General features: G+C 68.6%; 12 protein-coding genes. 10 read left to right on the top strand and 2 right to left on the bottom strand.

The features are described from left to right. Window positions 1-46: 46 nt before the first annotated feature. The 6 genes from nagE to pgi all read left to right on the top strand — a co-directional run bounded on the left by nagE (window position 47) and on the right by pgi (window position 8,280). Window positions 47-1,750: an N-acetylglucosamine-specific PTS transporter subunit IIBC gene (gene nagE, locus ACW4E8_RS03885; RefSeq protein WP_456803408.1), complete on the top strand. Its 1,704-nt coding sequence runs from the start codon at window positions 47-49 to the stop codon at window positions 1,748-1,750. A gap of 118 nt (window positions 1,751-1,868) precedes the next feature. Then, window positions 1,869-2,933 carry a porin gene (locus tag ACW4E8_RS03880; RefSeq protein ID WP_456803297.1) on the top strand — a complete coding sequence of 355 codons (1,065 nt, stop codon included), beginning with the start codon at window positions 1,869-1,871 and terminating at the stop codon, window positions 2,931-2,933. A gap of 42 nt (window positions 2,934-2,975) precedes the next feature. Beyond that, window positions 2,976-4,079 carry an N-acetylglucosamine-6-phosphate deacetylase gene (gene nagA, locus ACW4E8_RS03875; RefSeq protein WP_456803296.1) on the top strand — a complete coding sequence of 368 codons (1,104 nt, stop codon included), beginning with the start codon at window positions 2,976-2,978 and terminating at the stop codon, window positions 4,077-4,079. Beyond that, window positions 4,072-5,103: an SIS domain-containing protein gene (locus ACW4E8_RS03870; RefSeq protein WP_456803407.1), complete on the top strand. Its 1,032-nt coding sequence runs from the start codon at window positions 4,072-4,074 to the stop codon at window positions 5,101-5,103. The genes nagA and ACW4E8_RS03870 overlap by 8 nt, the downstream gene beginning before the upstream one ends. Window positions 5,104-5,161: 58 nt before the next feature. After that, complete coding sequence (zwf, locus tag ACW4E8_RS03865; protein WP_456803295.1) at window positions 5,162-6,649, top strand: glucose-6-phosphate dehydrogenase; 1,488 nt, start codon at window positions 5,162-5,164, stop codon at window positions 6,647-6,649. Then, on the top strand, window positions 6,649-8,280 hold the full coding sequence (gene pgi, locus ACW4E8_RS03860) for a glucose-6-phosphate isomerase (RefSeq protein ID WP_456803294.1): 1,632 nt from the start codon (window positions 6,649-6,651) through the stop codon (window positions 8,278-8,280). Before zwf ends, pgi begins: the two co-directional genes overlap by 1 nt. A 10-nt stretch (window positions 8,281-8,290) precedes the next feature. Here the strand turns inward: pgi and ACW4E8_RS03855 are convergent, their stop codons facing one another. Both ACW4E8_RS03855 and ACW4E8_RS03850 read right to left on the bottom strand, forming a co-directional pair. Then, the gene (locus tag ACW4E8_RS03855; protein WP_456803293.1) at window positions 8,291-9,835 is read right to left on the bottom strand and encodes a YifB family Mg chelatase-like AAA ATPase; all 1,545 of its coding nucleotides are present in this window, start codon (window positions 9,833-9,835) and stop codon (window positions 8,291-8,293) included. Window positions 9,836-9,916: 81 nt separating this feature from the next. Then, window positions 9,917-10,195 (bottom strand): accessory factor UbiK family protein, encoded by a 279-nt coding sequence (locus ACW4E8_RS03850; protein WP_035819871.1) that lies wholly within the window; start codon window positions 10,193-10,195, stop codon window positions 9,917-9,919. Between the two features lie 387 nt (window positions 10,196-10,582). Here ACW4E8_RS03850 and ACW4E8_RS03845 point away from each other — a divergent pair, with 387 nt between their 5' ends. The 4 genes from ACW4E8_RS03845 to ltrA all read left to right on the top strand — a co-directional run bounded on the left by ACW4E8_RS03845 (window position 10,583) and on the right by ltrA (window position 15,255). Beyond that, window positions 10,583-11,380 (top strand): TorF family putative porin, encoded by a 798-nt coding sequence (locus ACW4E8_RS03845; protein WP_456803292.1) that lies wholly within the window; start codon window positions 10,583-10,585, stop codon window positions 11,378-11,380. 52 nt (window positions 11,381-11,432) lie between these two features. Continuing rightward, window positions 11,433-11,771 carry a P-II family nitrogen regulator gene (locus tag ACW4E8_RS03840; RefSeq protein WP_456803291.1) on the top strand — a complete coding sequence of 113 codons (339 nt, stop codon included), beginning with the start codon at window positions 11,433-11,435 and terminating at the stop codon, window positions 11,769-11,771. 33 nt (window positions 11,772-11,804) lie between these two features. Further along, window positions 11,805-13,370, top strand: coding sequence for an ammonium transporter (locus tag ACW4E8_RS03835; RefSeq protein WP_456803290.1), 1,566 nt, complete (start codon window positions 11,805-11,807; stop codon window positions 13,368-13,370). 487 nt (window positions 13,371-13,857) lie between these two features. Further along, on the top strand, window positions 13,858-15,255 hold the full coding sequence (gene ltrA, locus ACW4E8_RS03830; RefSeq protein ID WP_456803289.1) for a group II intron reverse transcriptase/maturase: 1,398 nt from the start codon (window positions 13,858-13,860) through the stop codon (window positions 15,253-15,255). Window positions 15,256-15,649 lie beyond the last annotated feature (394 nt).

Here is a 15,649-nt window from a genome sequence, read left to right as displayed (position 1 = left end):
CCCAATACGCGCCACGCGCGCACAGATTCGGAGAACGCCAATGAAGATGGACCTGCTGCCCAGGGTGCAACGCCTGGGCGCCACGCTGATGCTGCCGATTGCCGTGCTCCCCGTGGCCGGCCTGCTGCTGCGCCTGGGCCAGCCCGACGTATTCGACGTCAAGCTGATGGCCGAGGCCGGCAACGCGGTCTTTGCCAACCTGGCCCTGCTGTTCGCGATCGGCGTGGCGGTGGGCTTTGCGCGCGACAACAACGGCGCGGCGGCGCTGGCCGGCACCATCGGCTACCTGGTGCTGACCACGGTGATGAAGACCATCGACAAGTCGCTCGACATGGGCGTGCTGGCCGGCATCGTCGCCGGCGCGGTGGCGGGCGGGCTCTACAACCGCTATCGCAACGTCGCGCTGCCACCCTATCTGGGCTTCTTCGCCGGCAAGCGCTTCGTGCCCATCGTCACCGCGCTGTGCTGCCTGCTGCTGGGCATCGTGCTGGCCTCCGCATGGGCGCCGGTGCAGGCCGGCATCAACGCGGCCGGCGCGTGGCTGACCACGGCGGGCTCGGCCGGCGCCTTTGTGTTCGGGCTGCTGAACCGGCTGCTGCTGGTGACCGGGCTGCACCACCTGATCAATACCCTGGCGTGGTTCGTGTTCGGCAGCTACGCCGATCCGGCCACGGGGGCAGCAGTATCGGGCGACCTGCACCGCTACTTTGCCGGCGACCCTGGCGCAGGCCTGTTCATGACCGGCTTCTTCCCGGTGATGATGTTTGGCCTGCCCGCCGCCTGCCTGGCGATGTACCACGAGACGCCGCCGGCGCGGCGCGCGCTGGTGGGCGGCATGCTGTTCTCGATGGCGCTGACCTCGTTCCTGACCGGCATCACCGAGCCGATCGAGTTCAGCTTCATGTTCCTGGCGCCGGTGCTGTACGGCCTGCATGCGCTGATGACCGGCCTGTCGATGGCGCTGTGCCATGCGCTCGATATCCGGCTGGGCTTCACCTTCTCGGCGGGCGCGATCGACTATGTGCTGGGCTACGGGCTGTCCAGCCGCGGCTGGCTGGCGATTCCGCTGGGGCTGGCCTATGCGCTGGTCTATTACGGGCTGTTCCGCTTCTTTATCCGCCGCTTCAACCTGCTGACGCCGGGCCGGGATGAAGTGGTGCCCGTGGTGGCCGCCGGCGGTTCCGCGCAGCCAGCCGCGGGCAGCGTGGCGCAACGCTATGTCGAAGCGCTGGGCGGCCCCGCCAACCTGGTCGTGGTCGATGCCTGCACCACGCGGCTGCGGCTGAACGTGGCCGACATCGGCGCGGTGTCCGAGCCGCAGCTCAAGGCGCTGGGCGTGCGCGGCGTGCTCAAGCGCCCGCCCAATGTGGTGCAGGTGGTGATCGGGCCGCAGGCCGAGCAGATCGCCAGTGATATCCGCGCGGTGTTGCAGCAGGCGCCGCAGGCCACGGCTGTCGTGGCTGCTGCGCCCGCCGCTGCAACCCAGGCGTCCGCGCCGGCTGCCGGCGCCTTCGATCCCGCCTGGTGGATCGATGCGCTGGGCGGCGCCGCCAATATCGCCTCGGTCGGCGTGGTGGCACTGACGCGGCTGCGCGTGGTGGTGCGCGAGCGCGCCCGGGTGCGTGCCGACCACCTTGCCGGCAGCCAGCTGATGTGGATCGGCGATGACACCGCCCACATCGCCTTCGGCCATGCGGCAGACGGACACGCGGCCGCGTTCGAGCGCGCCCTGCAAGCCATGCCCACCTGACCCCCGCCGCCGCAGCCGTGCGCGGCTGCGGTCGACCTTCCCCATCGGCCACAACAACGACGGCCGCGACGACAGCCGCGCCGGTGGATACCGTCTGCTTATCCAGGAGTCATTGATCGTGAAACGCATTGCACTGACGGCGCTGCTCGCAGCGTCGGCCGGGGGCGCCTGCGCCCAGTCCGCCGGCACCGGCATCACCTTGTACGGCCGCGCCGTGGCCGGCCTCGACTATGTCAACGGCATCGCCCGCCCGGGCGGCGATGTGGACACCTTCCGCTTCGGCAGCAACCAGTACGGCGTCAGCTTCTGGGGCATGCGCGGCGCCGAGGACCTTGGCGGCGGCCTGCGCGGGGTCTTCAACCTGGAGGGCATGATCACCTCCGGCACCGGGCGCTCCGATCCGCTCTTCAACCGCCGCGCGCAGGTGGGCCTGGCCAGCAACGACTGGGGCACGCTGCTGCTGGGCCGGGCCATGAGCCTGACCGACGACGAGAGCGGCGCGATCGACCCGATGGGCCTGCAGGCCAGCTCGGTCGCCACGCTGGTCTATGGCCGCAACTGGGGCTCGCGCCCCAATGCCGTGACCTACAACTCGCCGGTGTGGGGCGGGCTGAGCGCGCGCGCGCAGGCCGGCAGCGACGGCGTGGCGGGCAGCTTCAACAGCGGCAAGCAGCTGAGCGCGGCCATCAAGTACGCGCAGGGCAACCTGAACCTGACCGGCATCTACGAGGAACTGCGCGGCGCGCAGGGCCGCATGGACAACCTGTATGTCAACTCGCGCCAGTACACGCTGGGCGGCAGCTACGCGCTGAACAACCTGCGCCTGTTCGCCGGCTACAACCTGACCGTGTCCTCGGGCGATACCGTGGCCACGCCGGAGAACCCCTACGCCGCCACGCGCAGCCAGATGGCATGGGTCGGCGCCAACTACCGCGTGCTGCCGGCGCTGACGCTGCTGTCCGGCGTCTACTACGCCACCCTGAACAAAAGCGGCGGGCATGGCACGCTTGTCACACTGGGCGCAAAGTATGACTTGTCGAAGCGCACCTCGCTGTATGGCACGGTGGCGTCGGTGTTCAACTCGCGCAATGCCACCTTCTCGGTGGAGGCGTCGCCGGACACCATGCCGCGCGCCGGGGCGAACCAGCAGGGCGCCTATGCCGGCATCATCCACCTGTTCTGACGGTGGCTGGCCGGTGATTTAAATGTATTGGAGAGCATTGCCATGAAAGGAAACATCCTGACGCCGGCCGGCTGGATCTTCGGAGAGATCCATGCCGGCCCGGACGGACGCATCGCGCGCATCGAGGGCGTGCCCGCCACGCCTGAGCACAACGATGCCCCGTACGTGCTGCCGGGGTTTGTCGACCTGCTCAACCACGGCGGCGGCGGCAAGGACTTCATGGATGGCGAGGCCGCGGTGCCGGTGATCCTGCGCGCGCATGTGCGCTTTGGCACCACCAGCCTGCTGGGCAGCACCATGACCTCGCCGCACGACGTGCTGCTGCCCGCACTGCAGGCGCTGGGCCGGGCCTGCGCGCAGCGCCCGCCCGGCGCGGCGCGCATGCTGGGCGTGCACCTGGAAGGGCCGTATATCAACCCCGGCAAGCTGGGCGCGCAGCCGGATACCTCGGCCACCGCCACGCCCGAAGAACTCGAGCAGTACCTGGGCGCCGCGCCGCTGAAGGTAGTGACGCTGGCGCCCGAACTGCCGGGGCATCTGGACATCATCCGCCTGCTGGCCGCGCGCGGCGTGCGCGTGCAGCTGGGCCACACGCTGGGCACCTATGAGGACGCCGTGGCCGCGCTGGATGCCGGCGCCAGCGGCTTCACCCACCTGTTCAACGCGATGACCCCGCTGCAGCACCGCGCGCCGGGCGCGGTGGCGGCAGCGCTGGCGCATGCCGAGTTTGCCGAGCTGATCCCCGACCTGCTGCACGTCCACCCCGGCGCAATCCGCGCCGCGCTGCGCGCGATCCCGCGGCTGTATGCGGTGACTGACGCCACCGCCGCCGCGGGCATGCCGGACGGCGTGTACCACCTGGGCAGCCAGACCGTCTACAAGGTCCACGGCAGCGTGCGCCTGGCCGACGGCACGCTGGCCGGCAGCGTGCTGACCATGGACCAGGCGCTGCGCAACTTTGTGTCGATCGGGCTGGACCTGGCCGATGCGTCGCGGCGCGTGTCGCTGTATCCGGCCCAGTACCTGGGCATGTCCGACCGCGGCATGCTGGCACAGGGCTGCTGGGCCGACGTGGTCGTGCTGGACCGCGCACTCTCGGTGCGCACCGTTTATGTCGAAGGAGAATGCTGTGTCGAGGATGCTTGAAGAGGCGCTGAGCGCGCCGGCCGTGGTGGCCGCGCAGTTGGCAGAGGCGCCGCGCGTGGCGGCGCTGGCTGCGCAACTCGCCGCGCAGGCCTGGCCCGCGGCGCTGACCGTGGCGCGCGGCAGCTCGGACCATGCCGCCAGCTACTTCGCCACGCTGGTCACGCGCCGGCTGGGCGTTCCGGTGGCCTCGCTGCCGATGTCGACGGTGACGCTGCACGACAGCGCGCTGCGCGTGGCCGGGCAGCTGGCGGTGGCGTTCTCGCAGTCGGGCCGCAGCCCGGACCTGGTCGAGACCATGCAGGCGCTGCGCGACGGCGGCGCCGCCACCGTGGCGCTGGTCAACGCCCCGGATTCGCCGCTGGCGCAGGCGTGTGCGCATGAACTGCCCTTGCTTGCCGGCCCCGAGCAGAGCGTGGCCGCGACCAAGAGCTATATCGCCATGCTGTCGATGTCGGCGCTGCTGGTGGGGCAACTCGAGGCCGCGCGCAGCGGCGAGCACGAACTGGTCGATGCCTGCGCAGGCTTGCCGGCCGCGCTGGCGCAAGCGGCCGCGCAGGACTGGTCGGCGCTGGTGCCCGCGCTGCGCGACGTGGAGCGCATGATCGTGCTGGGCCGCGGCGCGGGCCTGGCGATTGCGCAGGAAGCGGCGCTCAAGCTCAAGGAGACCTCCGGCATCCAGGCCGAGGCCTTCTCCGGCGCCGAAGTGCGGCACGGCCCGATGGAAATCATCGGCGACGGCTACCCGCTGCTGGTGTTCGCGCCGCGCGGACCGGAACAGGCCGGGCTGCTGGCGCTGGCCGCCGAGATGCGCAAGCGTGGTGCGCGCGTGCTGCTGGCGGCGCCTCCTGGCACGGTTGATGCGGAGCTGCCCCTAGAGTTGCCACTGGTGCCGGCCGGCCATCCGCTGCTCGATCCGATCTGCGCCATCCAGAGCTTCTATGTCGCCGCGCAGGCGCTGGCGCTGGCGCGCGGCCGCAATCCCGACCAGCCGCAGTACCTGCGCAAGGTGACCGAGACGCGCTGAGCCGGCCCATACTGCCCCAATACCGCCCCACGCCGCCCCGGCAAGCAAGGAGTCCGTCATGCAAACCACCCGAACCGCCTCTTCCTCCGGCACTGCCGACGCGCGACCGCTGGACCTCGTCATCTTCGGCGGCGCCGGCGACCTGTCGGCGCGCAAGCTGCTGCCATCGCTCTACATGTGCCACCGCGACGGCAACCTGCCCGACGGCACCCGCATCATCGGCGTGGGCCGGCACCGCTGGGACCGCGAGGCCTTTGTCAATTTTGCCGATGAAAGTGCGCAACCCTTTGTCGAAGCGCGCTATCTCGAGCCGGCCCAATGGCAGACCTTCCTGCAGCGGCTGGATTTCGTGCACGTTGACGCCTCGCAGTCCGGGGACTTCCCGGCGCTGGCCGCGCAGTTGCGCCAGGACGCGCTGCGCATCTATTACATGGCGATGCCGCCCGGATTGTTCGCGGCCACCTGCGACAACCTTGCCAGCCATGGCCTGATCGCCAATGACACACGGCTGGTGCTGGAAAAACCGCTGGGCGTGGACCTGGCCTCGGCCATCGGCATCGGCGAAGTGGTCAGCCGCTACTTCAGCGAGGACCGCACCTACCGGATCGACCACTACCTGGGCAAGGAAACGGTGCAGAACCTGATGGCGCTGCGCTTCGGCAATTCGATCTTCGAGCCGCTGTGGCGTACGCCGTTCGTGTGCAGCGTGCAGATCACCGTGGCCGAGACCGTGGGCGTGGGCACGCGCGGCGGCTTCTACGACGAGGCCGGCGCCATGCGCGACATGGTGCAGAACCACCTGCTGCAGCTGGTCAGCATCCTGGCGATGGAGCCGCCAGCATCGCTCACCTCCGATGCGGTGCGCGATGAAAAGCTCAAGGTGCTGCGCTCGCTGCGGCCGATGTCGCCCGAGGACGTGCGCCGCAATACCGTGCGCGGCCAGTACACCGCGGGCGCCATCGCCGGCGAGCTGGTGCGCGGCTACCTGCAGGAAGGAGGCATTCCGCCCGACAGCCGCACCGAGACCTTCGTCGCGATGCGCGCCGAACTGGGTACGTGGCGCTGGAACAAGGTGCCGTTCTACCTGCGCACCGGCAAGCGCATGCAGGAGCGCGTGACCGAGGTGGTGATCAACTTCGCCGAGGTGCCGCATTCGATCTTCGATGCCGGCAGCACGCTCCAGCCCAACCGCATGGTGATCCGGCTGCAGCCGGAAGAGTCGGTGCGGCTCACGCTGATGGTCAAGCAGCCGGGCGAGGGCATGAAGCTGAAACCGCTGAGCCTGGCGCTGAACCTGGACTCCGCCTTCACCACCCGGCGCGCCGAAGCCTACGAGCGCCTGCTGCTCGACGTGATACGCGGACGGCTGGCGCTGTTCGTGCGGCGCGACGAACTGCAGGCCGCCTGGACCTGGGTCGACCCGATCCTGGAAGCGTGGCGCCAGCAGGACGAAGGCCCGCGCCCCTATACCGCCGGCACCTGGGGCCCGGCGGCATCGTCGGCGTTCATGGCGCGCGAAGGCGTGCAGTGGTCGGAGGAGGCGTGATGCGGCTGACCGAACGCCCTGCATGGCGGGCTCTCGCCACGCTGGCGGCGCAGCCGCTGCCGCATCTGCGTGAACTGGTGCACGAGCCGGGCCGCGGCGACTACGCGCGCTTGTCGGCTGCCGGCATCGAACTGGACTTCACGCGGCAACGCATCAACCGCGCTGTCTACGAAGCGCTGCTGGCCCTGGCGCAAGACGCGGGCATCGAGGCGCAGCGCGACGCCATGCTCGCCGGCGAGGCCGTCAACGCCACCGAAGGCCGCGCCGTGCTGCACGTCGCGCTACGTGGCGGCGCCGACGCGCATCCACCCTGGGGCAGCCAGCTGACGACGGAAATCGATGCGGAACTGACGCGCGCCTGCGAGTTTGCCGATGCCGTGCGCGATGGCCGCGTGCGCGGCTTCGGCGGCGCGCCGATCCGGCATGTGGTCAGCCTCGGCATCGGCGGTTCCGACCTGGGCCCGCGCATGGCCTGCGAGGCGCTGGCCGTGCACGCCAGCGACGCCGTGCAGCTGCATTTCGTCTCCAATCCGGACCCGGCGCAGCTATACGCCGTGCTGCGCCAGGCCGATCCGGCCGCCACACTGTTCCTGGTCTCGTCCAAGACCTTCACGACGCACGACACGCTGATCAACGCCGCCTCGGCGCGGCAATGGTTGCTGGAGCACGGCTGCCCGGCGCAGCAAGTGCCGGCGCAGTTCGCCGCGATCACCGCCAACGCCGCGCGTGCCGTGGCCGAGGGCTACCTGCCGCAGCAGGTGTTCCGCTTCTGGGATTGGGTCGGCGGGCGCTATTCGCTGTGGTCGGCCATCGGCCTGCCGGTGATGATCGCCGCCGGGCCGCGCCAGTTCCGCGCGCTGCTGGATGGCGCGCACGCCATGGACACGCATTTCCGCAGCGCCCCGCTGGCGCAAAACATGCCGGTGGCGATGGCACTGTGCGGCATCTGGAACCGCAATTTCCTGGGCGCGCCGACGCAGCTGGTCGCGCCCTACGCGGCGCCGCTGGCCAGGCTGCCCGCCTACCTGCAGCAGCAGGACATGGAGTCGTGCGGCAAGCGCGTGGACGCGGCGGGCACGGTAGTGGGCCACGATACCGGCCCCATCGTCTGGGGCGGCCTGGGCCTGGACGGGCAGCACGCCTACTTCCAGCTGCTGCACCAGGGCACGCACCTGGTGCCCGCCGACCTGATCGGCACGCGCCGCTGCGAGGTGCCGCTGCCGCAGGCGCAGAAGCATCACCAGCTGGTGCTGGCCAATCTGCTGGCGCAGGCCAGCGCGCTGTCCTGCGGACGCACCCACGATGAAACGCTGGCTGCGCTGTCGGCATCCGGCCTGCCGCCGCAGGAAACCGAGCGGCTGGCACCGCATCGCACCTTCCCAGGCAACGTGCCGGTCAGCCTGCTCTGGCTCGACACGCTCGACGCCGCTTCCCTGGGCGCGCTGATCGCGCTGTACGAGCACAAGGTCTTCGTGCAGGCCGCGATCTGGGGCATCCACGCCTATGACCAGTGGGGCGTGGAGCTGGGCAAGGCGATCGCGTCGGACATGCAGGCGTGCCTGGCGCGGCGCGAGGTGCCGAAGGAGATGGATCCGGTGGGGGCTGCGACGCTGGCTTCGCTTGTAGGTTAGGTCGAGGCATTCAACCGCCCGCCATCCGCAGCGCCCGCCGGTACTGGATCGCCTCGCCCACGTGCGCGGCGGTCAGCACCTCGGCACCTTCCAGGTCCGCGATGGTGCGGGCCACCTTCAGCACGCGGTAGTACGACCGCGCCGACCAAGCCAGCCGCGTCATCGCGCCGCGCAACAGTGCCTGCGCCTGGGGTTCCATCGTGCAGTGCTGTTCGATCTCACGTCCGCCCAGTTCATTGTTGGGCTTGCCCTGCCGGGCCAGCTGGCGCTCGCGCGCGGCCAGCACGCGGGTGCGCACCATGGCGCTGGGTTCGCCGGGCGGGCCGTCGAGCATCTCACCCTGGTCCTGCGCGGGGACTTCCACCTGCAGGTCGATACGGTCGAGCATCGGGCCGGAGATGCGGGACTGGTAGCGCCGCACCTGGTCGGGCGTGCAGCGGCAGGGGCGGTCGGGATGGCCGAGGTAGCCGCACGGGCAGGGGTTCATCGCGGCCACGAACTGGAAGCAGGCGGGGAAGTCGGCATGCCCGGCAGCACGGGCGATGGTGATGCGGCCGGATTCCAGCGGCTCGCGCAGGACTTCCAACACCCTGCGGTCGAATTCGGGCAGCTCGTCCAGGAACAGCACGCCGTGGTGCGCCAGCGAGATCTCGCCCGGGCGCGGGTTGCCGCCGCCGCCGACCATGGCCGGCCCGGATGCCGTGTGGTGCGGCGACCGGCACGGGCGCTGGCCCCATAGCGCGGCGCGGAAGCCGCCCGGCGTCAGGCTCATGACCGCGGCGGATTCCAGTGCTTCCTGCAGCGTCATCGGCGGCAGCAGCCCGGGCAGGCGCTGCGCCAGCATCGACTTGCCGGTGCCCGGCGGGCCCACCAGCAAGGCGGAGTGTTGGCCAGCGGCGGCCACTTCCATGGCCCGGCGCGCCTGGGCCTGGCCGCGCACGTCGCGCATGTCGGGGCCGCGGTCCATGGTGGAGGGCAGCAACGCCGGCATGGCGCGGGGCAGCCGCGCCTCCGGCAGGGGGCAGAGGTGGTCGCAGGCCTGGCGCAGCGTGGCGGCGGCATGCACGGCCAGGTCCTCGATCAGCGCGGCTTCGGCGCCATTGCCTTCAGCCACCAGGAAGGCGCGCGGCGCCTCGCCGGCGGCGGCGCGGGCGGCGTTGTCGCGCGCCAGGCCCATGGCCATGGCCAGCGCGCCGCGCACGGGGCGCAGTTCGCCGGACAGGGACAGCTCGGCGGCGAACTCATGCGCATCCAGTGCCTCGGACGGGATCTGGCCGCTGGCGGCCAGGATGCCCAGCGCGATGGCGAGGTCGAAACGGCCGGATTCCTTGGGCAGGTCGGCCGGGGCCAGGTTCACGGTGATGCGGCGGTTGGGAAACTCGTAACCGCTGTTGAGGATGGCAGCGCGCACGCGCTCGCGGCTTTCGCGCACGCCGGTGTCGGCCAGGCCGACGATGGTGAAGGCCGGCAGGCCGTTGGCAAGGTGGGTCTCGACCCGCACCGGCGGCGCGGCGATGCCGGTCAGTGCCCGGCTGCGTAGGACGGCAAGGCTCATGTCATCGAACTGTTAACAAAAAAGGCCGCCAGGAGTGGCGGCCTTCAGACAGGCTGGGGGGATCGGGCAGGACCGGCGTGCTCACGCGCCCCCGGTCGAGTCCACCGAGCCGGCGCCGGGCGGGATGCCGGCGCGGCGCTCAAGCTCCGCCACGCGGCCCTCCAGTTCCTCCAGGCGGGCGCGGGTGCGGGCCAGCACCTGCGACTGGACGTCGAATTCCTCGCGCGTGACCAGGTCCAGCTTGGCAAAGCCCTGGGTCATCATGCTGCGCACGTTCTTTTCGATGTCCCTTGCCGGCGAGTTGCGCAGCGCCTCGCTGACCTTGTTCTGCAGGTCGTTGAAGAGATCGGTCGGTTTCATGGTTTCTCCTTTGCGCACCTAACTGGTGCCAATCCGGGTGGGCATCTGGCGTTTAGCGCGCTTTCGCACAGGAATTGGGCGCCCCGATTGCGGGCGCGCGGCCTGTGTGTCGCGGCACGCAGCCACCGTCAGGACTCAATTATCGCCCGTGAGGCACGTGGGCGAAAGCTCCGGCGTATCCGCGTTCACACCTTTTAACCCGATCTGGCTTCGCTGCAGGCCAGATTCAAGTTTGGCTTTGGTCACAGCACGCCATCACGGCCGACATGGAACGCCGATTTCCGAGGAGCTGGCATGGCAGTTGCAGTAGTAGGTACGCCTGCCTCATTGAATCACCGAAATCCAATAAACGAAATCCGAGCCATCAGGAAAAAGGAGAAGAAATCCATGAAGAAGTTGGCCCTTGCAGTCAGCGCGGTTGTCCTGACCAGTGCCGCCGCCACTGCCTACGCGCAGAGCACGGACGCGGCGGCCCCGGCACCGGCCGCCGCCGCTGCCGAGCCGGCATCGCCGCATACGTTCACGGCCAACGTGTCGCTGGTCTCAGACTACCGCTATCGCGGCATCAGCCAGACCAACCTGCGCCCGGCTATCCAGGGTGGCTTTGACTACGCCCACGAAAGCGGCTTCTACGTGGGCAACTGGAACTCCAGCATCAGCTGGCTCGAGGATGCCAACCCGGCGGTCTCGGCCCCGGTCGAGATGGATTTCTACGGCGGCTTCAAGAACACCTTCAAGGTTGCCGGCACCGAATTCAACTATGACGTGGGCGTGCTTGAGTACTACTACCCGGGCGGCTACAACAACCCGCGCCCGTACACCACCGAGCTGTACGCCGGCGTCGGCTGGGGCCCGGTGTTCCTGAAGTACTCGCACTCGGTCACCAACCTGTTTGGCTGGGCCGACAGCAAGAACAGCGGCTACATCGACCTGAGCGCCAACGTGCCGCTGAACTTCTGGGACCTGACCCTGAACGCGCACGTCGGCTACCAGGACGTCAAGCACAACAGCAATGCCTCATACACCGACTGGAAGATCGGCCTGACCAAGGACCTGGGCAAGGGCTTCGCGCTGGCGGTTGCCTATGTCGACACCAATGCCAAGGAAGTGGCCTACACCAGCGCCAACCGCGGCCGCTACCTGGGCAAGGCCACGGCCTGGGCCTCGATCACCAAGACTTTCTAATCATTGCCGCAGGCCGGGCGGGCAGCGCCGGCCTGCCCCGAGGAGAAATCGGATGAAACTCATCATCGCAGTCATCAAGCCGTTCAAGCTCGACGAAGTGCGCGAAGCGCTGTCGGACGTGGGCGTGTCCGGCATTACCGTGACCGAAGTGAAAGGCTTCGGCCGCCAGAAGGGCCACACCGAGCTGTACCGCGGGGCCGAATACATCGTCGACTTCCTGCCCAAGGTGAAGATCGAGGTGGCGGTGCCCGACGACGTGGTCGAGCGCGCCATCGAGGCGGTCGAGAAATCGGCCCGCACCGGCAAGATCGGCGACGGCAAGATCTTCGTGGCATCGATCGAGCAGGTCATCCGCATCCGCACCGGCGAGACCGGCGGCGATGCCCTGTGACCCGAGACAGCATAAAGACAAGAGGTTAATCACATGAAAACCTGGTTCAAGCGATTCCTGACGGCCGGCGCGATGGCGCTGGCCATCGGCACGGCGGGCGTGGGCATCTCGACGCCGGCCGCCGCACAGGACAAGCCGGCCGCCGAGGCATCAGCCCCGGCCGCCTCCGCCGCCCCCGCTGCAGCCGCTGCCGAAGCGTCGGCGCCGGCTGCTCCCGCTGCCGCTGCGCCTGCCGCGGCCGCACCGGCCGCCGCCCCCGCGGAAGCCGCCGCCGCGCCGGCCGCACCGGCGCCCAACAAGGGCGACACCGCCTGGCTGCTGGTCTCGACCGCCTTCGTGATCCTGATGACGCTGCCCGGCCTGGCGCTGTTCTACGGCGGCCTGGTGCGCTCCAAGAACATGCTGTCGGTGCTGATGCAGTGCCTGGTGATCTTCTCACTGGTGGCGCTGCTGTGGGCGATCTACGGCTACAGCTTTGCCTTCACCGAGGGTAACGCCTTCTTCGGCGGCACCGACCGGCTCTTCATGAAGGGGCTGACGGTCGATGCCGTGGCTGCCACCTTCAGCAAGGGCGTGGTGGTGCCGGAACTGGGCTACTTCGCCTTCCAGTGCGCCTTCGCCTGCATCACCTGCGGCCTGATCATCGGCGCTTTCGCCGAACGCGCCAAGTTCTCGGCCGTGCTGGTGTTCGTGGTGCTGTGGTTCACTTTCTCCTACATTCCGATGGCCCACATGGTCTGGTTCTGGCCGGGTCCGGACGCCTACACCGACGCTGCTGCGGGCGCCGCGGCGACGGCCAAGTCGGGCTGGCTGTTCCAGAAGGGCGCGCTCGACTTCGCCGGCGGCACCGTGGTGCACATCAACGCCGCCGTGGCTGGCCTGGTGGGTGCCTATATGTTCGGCAAGCGCATCGGCTTCGGCCGCGAGGCGATCCGTCCGCACAGCCTGACTTTCACCATGGTCGGCGCTTCGCTGCTGTGGTTCGGCTGGTTCGGCTTCAACGCCGGCTCGGCGCTGGAAGCCAACGGCTCGGCCGCACTGGCCTTCGTCAACACGCTGCTGGCCACCTGCGCCGCCGTGCTGGCGTGGACCTTCGGCGAGTGGATCGGCAAGGGCAAGCCGTCGATGCTGGGCGGTGCCTCGGGTGCGGTAGCCGGCCTGGTGGCGATCACCCCGGCTGCCGGCTTCGTCGGCCCGATGGGCTCGATCGTGATCGGCCTGCTCGCTGGCCTGCTGTGCCTGTGGGGCGTGACCGGCCTGAAGCGCATGCTGGGTATGGACGACTCGCTGGATGTGTTCGGCGTGCACGGCGTGGGCGGCATCCTGGGTGCGCTGCTGACCGGCGTGTTCGCTTCGCCCAGCCTGGGCGGCACGGGCATCTACGACTACGTGGCCAACAAGGTGGCGGACGACTACTCGATCGCCGGCCAGCTGTGGATCCAGTTCGAAGGCGTGCTGACCACCGTGGTGTGGTCCGGCGTGGTCGCCTTCGTGGCCTACAAGCTGGTGGACATGCTGATCGGCCTGCGGGTGCCGGAAGACGAAGAACGCGAGGGCCTGGATATCACCTCGCACGGCGAGACCGCGTATGAAGTCTGATCGCAAAAGTGTTGTGCTGGAGAGCTGATTGGGAATCTTCTCTCAGGAGTTTTGCCCGGCCGCGTGCCGGGCTTTTTTCTGTGCGCCCGGCAGGGCGCACCTACTTGGGGGTGGAAGTCCCCTACACACCCGGCAAGGGGAAGTGTTAGCCAGAGGCAAGGGTTCCCCGGGCGACTGGGGGTCTGAAGGAAGCCCGAGGCAAAGCGCTGGCCTGACGAACAGGAAGCGGATGAGGCGCCGTATCGGGATGAGGCAGCAGAAATTGCCAAAGTCCAATACTTGCACGGAACGATGCGGCGTAGATCCGACAGGCATAAGCGTGAAGGTGGGTGTGTCATACCCGGGGAGATCTGCACCGCTGCCACGGTGCTACCGGCGTCGAGAGGCGCTGGGATGGCGGTGCAGAAGTCAGCAGAGGCCATATTAGGTGCGCAGTTGGCACTGAAGGGCCGAACACGAACGAGCGCGATTAGGACGACAGACCTCGATGCTTACCGACGAAGCCCAAATGCACGAACGAGTGCAGCCCACAGCGGAGGAAGGCGGGCGGAACCTGCCTGGGGCCGATGGGGGTGCAGAGGCTGGCACGGCGGCTGTCGGGCAAACGAAAGCGCAGGCGCCATCGCTGATGGAGGCGGTGGTAGAGAGAAGCAACATGCGGCTGGCGTACCGAAGGGTGGTCGGCAATGGCGGCGCAGCTGGGGTGGATGCCCTGGAAGTGACGGCGTTGCGGGACTGGCTGAAGGTGCACTGGCCGAGCGTCAAGGCGGCGTTGCTGACCGGTCAGTACATCCCGCAGGCGGTGCGCGCGGTGGATATCCCCAAGCCTGCGGGCGGGGTGAGGACACTGGGCATCCCGACGGTGGTGGACCGGCTGATCCAGCAGGCGCTGCTGCAAGTTCTCCAACCGATCTACGAACCGGGGTTCTCCGAGTCGAGCTACGGCTTCAGGCCGGGGCGCAGCGCTCAGCAGGCGGTCTTGCAGGCACAGCGGTATGTGCAGGAAGGCCGGCGCTGGGTGGTGGACATCGACTTGGAGAAGTTCTTCGACCGGGTCAACCACGACATCCTGATGTCGCGGGTGGCGCGGCAGGTGAAGGACGACCGAGTGCTCAAGCTGATCCGGCGGTATCTGGAAGCGGGGCTGATGCGTGGCGGGATGGTCGATGCAAGGAGGCAAGGCACGCCGCAAGGCGGGCCGCTGTCACCGCTGCTGTCGAACATCCTGCTGACGGATTGGGACCGCGAATTGGAGAAGCGCGGGTTGGCGTTCTGCCGTTATGCGGACGACTGCAATATCTATGTCCGAAGCGAGACGGCGGGGCGGCGGCTGTTGGCCGGGATGACGGCGTTCCTAGCGGAGCGACTGAAGCTGCAGGTCAACGAGGCCAAGAGCACGTGTGCGCGGCCATGGACGCGCAAGTTCCTGGGCTACAGCCTGACAGCACACCGTCAGGCGCGGCTGCGCATTGCACCGGAAAGCCTGCAAAGGCTGACCGATCGGGTGCGGGAGTTGGTTCGTCCGGGGCGAGGAAGGAGTCTGGCTCACACGATCGCGGTGCTGAATCCGGTGCTGCGCGGGTGGGTCGGGTACTTCCAATACACACAGGCCAAGGGCGCACTGGAGGCGCTGGACGGGTGGGTCAGGCGGCGCCTGCGCTGCCTGCTATGGCGGCAGGCGAAGCACCGCGCCACCCGTACAGCGATGCTGCGTCGGCAGGGCTTGGAGGGAGATCGCGCATGGCACTCGGCCCGCAATGGGCGTGGCCCTTGGTGGAATGCCGGGGCCAAACACATGGGTGCGGCCTTCCCCAAACGCTACTTCGACGTCATGGGGCTGGTCTCGCTGCTGGATACTCAGCGGCGCTTACAGTCTCGTTTGTGAACCGCCGTATGCGGAACCGCACGTACGGTGGTGTGAGAGGGCTGAGGGGGTAACCCCTCACCCTACTCGATCTCCGGCATTGCCTGCGATTGCAGACATTTGCCGGTCAGCCGTGGCCGAACCACGCGGGCTGCGAATGCTTCGGCACGACTTCCGACGCTCCTCGCAAAACCCGCCAGCCGAGTGCTGGCAAGGGCTAGCTGGCGATCCCCACGCGCTCCGCGCGGGCTTTTCGCAAAGTGCTTAACTCCGATCTTAAAAAGCTTCAATTGTCTTTAATGTGCGGGGCACATACATTGCCAGTGAGGCAGTTTCCTCCACCTGCAGAACGCTCCCCGTATCTGTCAGGCCATTTAAGAGCGCGGCATCGCCGCGCTTTTTTTTGCCTGTGCGG

It is taken from the genome of Cupriavidus sp. CP313, from assembly GCF_054072015.1.
This window is presented reverse-complemented; position numbering and strand designations above follow the sequence as displayed.

Bases quoted from the DNA above. Each gene is read 5' to 3' on its own strand.
- ltrA (WP_456803289.1), top strand. From the start codon at position 13,858: ATGCTTACCGACGAAGCCCAAATGCACGAACGAGTGCAGCCCACAGCG.
- ACW4E8_RS03850 (WP_035819871.1), bottom strand. From the start codon at position 10,195: ATGAAACCGACCGATCTCTTCAACGACCTGCAGAACAAGGTCAGCGAG.
- ACW4E8_RS03840 (WP_456803291.1), top strand. From the start codon at position 11,433: ATGAAACTCATCATCGCAGTCATCAAGCCGTTCAAGCTCGACGAAGTG.
- ACW4E8_RS03835 (WP_456803290.1), top strand. From the start codon at position 11,805: ATGAAAACCTGGTTCAAGCGATTCCTGACGGCCGGCGCGATGGCGCTG.
- nagA (WP_456803296.1), top strand. From the start codon at position 2,976: ATGAAAGGAAACATCCTGACGCCGGCCGGCTGGATCTTCGGAGAGATC.
- zwf (WP_456803295.1), top strand. From the start codon at position 5,162: ATGCAAACCACCCGAACCGCCTCTTCCTCCGGCACTGCCGACGCGCGA.
- ACW4E8_RS03845 (WP_456803292.1), top strand. From the start codon at position 10,583: ATGAAGAAGTTGGCCCTTGCAGTCAGCGCGGTTGTCCTGACCAGTGCC.
- pgi (WP_456803294.1), top strand. From the start codon at position 6,649: ATGCGGCTGACCGAACGCCCTGCATGGCGGGCTCTCGCCACGCTGGCG.
- ACW4E8_RS03870 (WP_456803407.1), top strand. From the start codon at position 4,072: ATGCTTGAAGAGGCGCTGAGCGCGCCGGCCGTGGTGGCCGCGCAGTTG.
- nagE (WP_456803408.1), top strand. From the start codon at position 47: ATGGACCTGCTGCCCAGGGTGCAACGCCTGGGCGCCACGCTGATGCTG.
- ACW4E8_RS03855 (WP_456803293.1), bottom strand. From the start codon at position 9,835: ATGAGCCTTGCCGTCCTACGCAGCCGGGCACTGACCGGCATCGCCGCG.